Origin of the sequence: Myroides injenensis M09-0166, from assembly GCF_000246945.1 — a bacterium.
Classification (GTDB): Bacteria; Bacteroidota; Bacteroidia; order Flavobacteriales; family Flavobacteriaceae; genus Flavobacterium; species Flavobacterium injenense.
On sequence record NZ_BAEX01000159.1, the window covers coordinates 1 to 1,549 of the forward strand.

General features: G+C 38.5%; 2 protein-coding genes. Both read right to left on the minus strand.

Annotated elements, in window-relative coordinates; genetic code table 11:
* Positions 1-205 precede the first annotated feature (205 nt).
* A complete protein-coding gene (gene arr / locus RH98_RS14935) occupies positions 206-652 on the minus strand; it encodes an NAD(+)--rifampin ADP-ribosyltransferase (RefSeq protein ID WP_010257556.1) in 447 nt (148 codons plus the stop codon).
* A gap of 9 nt (positions 653-661) precedes the next feature.
* Entirely contained in the window at positions 662-1,054 is a 393-nt protein-coding gene (locus RH98_RS14940) for a MarR family winged helix-turn-helix transcriptional regulator (RefSeq protein WP_237717554.1), read from the minus strand.
* Positions 1,055-1,549: the final 495 nt, after the last annotated feature.

The following is a 1,549-nucleotide window of genomic DNA, read 5'->3' on the forward strand; positions in this document are numbered from 1 at the left end:
AAGTTTTCTTTTTTAGAGGTAGTCCTTTACAATGCCCGCTAACGGTTTGGGTATTTGCGATGGCACGGCATTTGAAAACCGTCAGCCGAAAATATGCACAAAAGTTGATAGTAGTACAAATGTTCAATTACTTCCGTCAGTCGTGCTATTGCAAATACCATGTTAGCGGGTCGTTGTTCTATGTCAAATAATAATTGTTTATTCATTAGTCTATAATAACATTCTTCCCTTGTTCTCTAAGTTTTTCCAGTCCATCTTTCATAGCTTTAATCTCTTCAAGGGTATGTCCGTGCCAACCGGTTACTTCTCCAACAACTTTAAAAGGATGTTTCGAACGATAGGATTTTGTGGGATTACCAGGAAATTTTTTGTCCGTTACGTTGGGGTCATCTTCTATGTCGCCTGTTGCTTCTACTAAATAAATCCTTTCACGTCCGTTGCCCAAAGCAAGTTCTGCTCCTAATATTGCAGTATTCAGTGTAGCCGAAACATAAATATGCTTTAATATTCTGTTTTCTTCATAATTACTGTTGAAACCTACTTGAATGAAATCGCCAATTTTCAAGTCAGCCTTTGTTCCGTGAAAATAGGTTTGAGCAAACGGTGTAGGAATATGAAGTACGGCTTTATCTTCTATTTTGGTTGTGTTCATAGTTATTTCTTATTGTTTCTCGTTTACTTTTTCAATTTCTTTATTCATCAACTCCAATGCTTTGTGGAAGTATTTTTCTAAAATGTTTAATTCATCACTATTGAATGACACAAAAAGGTCGTGTGTTTTGTTTTGGTAGTTACTATAAAATGGTGTAACCAACTTTGTTATTCTATCAATATTGGGAACTATGATTATTTTCCGCCTGTCAGTTTTGTCGGGCTGTCTTTTTACGAGTTTTTTGTTTTCAAACCGGTCTATTAGCCCTGTAACCGAACCTGTTGTTAACCCTGTAAGTAGGGCAAGTTCACCTGCTGTCATTTGACCTTTTTGAATTAAGAAACCTAAATATTTATGGTCAGTGCCAGTCAGTCCAATTTTTCTACCAATGCTTTCGTGCATTTGAATAGATGTGTAGGCATAAAGTTGGCTCAATTTCCTTAAGTTGATGATTTTTTCTTTGACAGGCATAAATCTTGTTAACCATTTATCTTGACAACAAAGATAATATATTTTTTTGGTAGTTACCTAAAATGTTTGATTCAAAATTTAAGGATAGTTGATTTTGGTTTGTCTGTCAGGGATGGGTGTCGCTCTACAATGCCCGCTAATGGCTCGGCGAATTGGCGAAGTAGCGAAGCTGTATCGAAGATACAAAAGCGGAGCTATTTAGCCAAGTCGCTTGTTGTAAGCAGTCCGCGAAGCGGCGGCTTACGGCAAGCGACGTAAGTCGCCGAGCCATTGTTAGCAAGGAGCGCAGCGGATTGCTAACAACGTGCCGCGTATTGGCGATGGGCGGGATTTTTAGCACTGAACTTTAATCGAAGAACAGAAATTGAATTTTGCACTTCCGTTGATACGAAGCCGTTCAGCCCGCCTATTGCCAATACGATGTTG

Bases quoted from the DNA above. Each gene is read 5' to 3' on its own strand.
- arr (WP_010257556.1), bottom strand. From the start codon at position 652: ATGAACACAACCAAAATAGAAGATAAAGCCGTACTTCATATTCCTACA.
- RH98_RS14940 (WP_237717554.1), bottom strand. From the start codon at position 1,054: ATGCACGAAAGCATTGGTAGAAAAATTGGACTGACTGGCACTGACCAT.